This window comes from Nocardia farcinica (genome assembly GCF_029867845.1).
In the GTDB taxonomy this organism is placed as follows: domain Bacteria; phylum Actinomycetota; class Actinomycetes; order Mycobacteriales; family Mycobacteriaceae; genus Nocardia; species Nocardia farcinica_A.
Genome location: NZ_JARWRU010000540.1, coordinates 1 through 2,595 on the forward strand (window position 1 = coordinate 1; position 2,595 = coordinate 2,595).

A 2,595-nucleotide genomic window follows, 5' to 3' on the forward strand; every position below is an offset into this window, starting at 1 on the left:
AATATACATAATTGTGTATCACCCAGGGCGTGTGACCTCGCGGACGGTGGCCAGCGCGTCGCCGAGGAGGTGCGAGACCCCCATCGGTGAGACGCCGAGCTGCGCGGCGATCCTCGCCACCGGTTGGCCGCGGAAGAAACGCAGGTAGAGCACCCAGCGCTCGGTCTCGGAGAGCGCGGCCAGCACGCGGGAGGCGACCACCTCCCCCATCACCAGTTCATAGCCGGGCTCCCCGGGGTCGGCGTCGAGGACCGCGCCTGCGCCGCCGGCGAGATCGGCGCCGCGATGGGCGAGCAGCGCGCGGCGCACGTCATGGACCTCGACGTCCAGCTCCACCGCGATCTCGGTGGCCGTGGGCACCCGCGACAGCCGGTCTGTCAGCGCGTCCACCGTCGCGGTGATCTGGGCGCGGATCTCCTGGATGTGCTGGGCGATTCTGGCTCCCCACGCCCGCTCGCCTGCGCGCCTGCGCACCGCGCCGAGCACCTCGGGCACGACGAAGGCGACGAAGGGCTTACCCTGCGCCGGGTCGAAGCTGTCGATGGCCAGCGCCACGGCCAGGCCTGCCACCCGGTACAGATCGTCGTAGGTCTCGCCGCGGCTGCTGTAGCGGCTCGGTGTGGTAGCGCATGTCGAAGCCGAGGTCGAGGGCATCGACGCTGACCGGGCCGAGGATGTCGCGCCGGATGCTGGCGCACGAGCGCCGCTCGCTCTCGTTGCCGATGCGCATGGGGCTGTAGGCGCTGACGAGGAACTCCTCGGTCGCCTCGAGGTCATTACTGTCGAATGTCAGATTCCGCATATCGAACCGCCTGTCCGACCGCTACGTGGTCTCCATGGCAGTACCACCGGTGCGGGTCTGTCAAGCCGTCCGATGGCGGGCGTCACGTGTTTCCGCCCCGGTCATCACCGCGCCGGCACACCTGGATCGTCGCGAGGTGGGGGGAGGTGAGCGGCAGGCTCGGCCCGGCCGACCTCAGCCGGCGCCCACGGGCGGCGGCACGCCGGACGCGGGGCGATGGGCGAGCACCGCGAACATGGTGACCGAGAAGTGGTGGTCGCCCGCCGCGATCCCGGCCTCGATGTCGGCGAGCAGTCCGTCCCGCTGGGCGGCGGTGAGTTCGCCCTGTTCGACCGCGGCCCCGGCGATCGCCTGACACATCGGCAGCACAGTGGCGGACTCCCAGATGACGGCCTCGGAGCCGAGTTCGTCGACGACCAGGCCCGCGGCGGTCAGCAGCCCGCGCAGCCCGCGCCCGGAGTTCGGGTTCGGGACGTCCGCCTGCAGGCCGGTCCGCAGGATGTCGAGGATCTCGGGGTCGCCGGGATGGAAGATCGCCGTGGCCCAATCGCTGTCGATCAGCGCCACCCGCCCGCCGGGGCGAAGCACCCTGGCGATCTCACCGGTGGCGCGGGCCGGGTCGTCGAGATGCTGGTAGACGCGTTCGCAGCGCAGGGCGTCGACGCTCGCGTCGGGCAGCGGCAGCGCGTAGGCCGAGCCCTCGACGAACTCGGCGCCTGTCCCCCTCGCGCGCTGCGCGGCCAGTGCCAGCACCGCCGGGTTGGGATCGATGCCGATCGCCCGTCCGCCGTCACCCACGAGCCCGGCCAGCTCGACGACCTCGCCGCCGGTCCCGCAGCCCAGGTCGACGGCCGTCTGTCCGGGCCGCACGGCCAGCTCCTCCCGCACCCAGCGGCGCATGCGCACCACGCCGGGCAGGGCGGCCTGCTCGTCGAGCAGCCACACCAGCCGGTCCCGGTCGGCCTGCCCGACCCGGTCGATGTGGAAGGAGGGAACGCCGCGCGGTTCGCCCACCCGGCCAGTATGCGCGCGAGTATCGCAGTCCTCACACCGGGCAGCTGCGGCAACCTCTCCCGGCTCGGCATTCCCTCGTCCGCTCACTGTCCGGTGGCCGACGCCGGTGTCGACCACCCATTCTCATACGGACGGCCGCATACGGACGGCTCAGCCTGCACTCGGCTTCTCACACCGGCAGCGACGCCACCAGCGATTGCGTGCCGAGCAGGAGCTGCGCTGCGGGCGCGGCGGCTCCGGCGGGGCCGGAGAGGAATCGGCGTAGGTGAGGACCTGGAGCGCTTCGGGCTTGTCGCCGTCGTGGTCGGCGACCGCGTAGACGACCGGCTGACCGGCGACGAGCCTGCGGTAGCCGGGAGCCGCGATGGCGGTGTGCCGGACGAAGACCGATTCGCCGCCGTCGTCGGGATCCACGAAGCCGAAACCCTTTTCGGCGTTCCACCAGGCGACGTGCCCGTGTTGCCAGGTCAGCTGCCGCGCGATGTGCGGGTCGGGGGTGGTGGTGTCGATGGGTGATGCGGTGGTCGTCGTCATCATCGGTACTCGTTGATCCCAGTCTGTCGATACGGTCGGTGATGCGGCAATACCGCTGTGGGCCCGGGCTTTCGGCCTCGGACCCACAGCGGGAGAGGAAGGAGAGAGTGTGACTACGGAGGATCTGTCCGGGGCGGCCCCGGGGGGCCCCGGCGGCCCCCCCGGGGGGTGGGGGGGGGGTGGGGTAGGGCCGGGACGCGCGGGGGGGGGGGGGGGGGGGTTGGGGGGCCCCCCGGCCGGGGGGG

The 2,595-nt window shown here is 72.2% G+C and carries 3 protein-coding genes; all 3 read right to left on the reverse strand.

Translation table 11 applies throughout. The features are described 5' to 3' along the window. Positions 1 to 18: 18 nt before the first annotated feature. On the reverse strand, positions 19 to 654 hold the full coding sequence (locus tag QH283_RS11715; RefSeq protein WP_280503031.1) for a sigma factor-like helix-turn-helix DNA-binding protein: 636 nt from the start codon (positions 652 to 654) through the stop codon (positions 19 to 21). A gap of 322 nt (positions 655 to 976) precedes the next feature. Continuing rightward, positions 977 to 1,816, reverse strand: a complete 840-nt coding sequence (locus QH283_RS11720; RefSeq protein ID WP_280503032.1) for a methyltransferase domain-containing protein — start codon at positions 1,814 to 1,816, stop codon at positions 977 to 979. A 150-nt stretch (positions 1,817 to 1,966) separates the two neighbouring features. Next, positions 1,967 to 2,353, reverse strand: coding sequence for a cold shock domain-containing protein (locus QH283_RS11725; RefSeq protein WP_280503033.1), 387 nt, complete (start codon positions 2,351 to 2,353; stop codon positions 1,967 to 1,969). Positions 2,354 to 2,595 lie beyond the last annotated feature (242 nt).

Coding starts and splice junctions, on each gene's coding strand:
- QH283_RS11715 (WP_280503031.1), bottom strand. CDS start 654: ATGCCCTCGACCTCGGCTTCGACATGCGCTACCACACCGAGCCGCTAC.
- QH283_RS11725 (WP_280503033.1), bottom strand. CDS start 2,353: ATGATGACGACGACCACCGCATCACCCATCGACACCACCACCCCCGAC.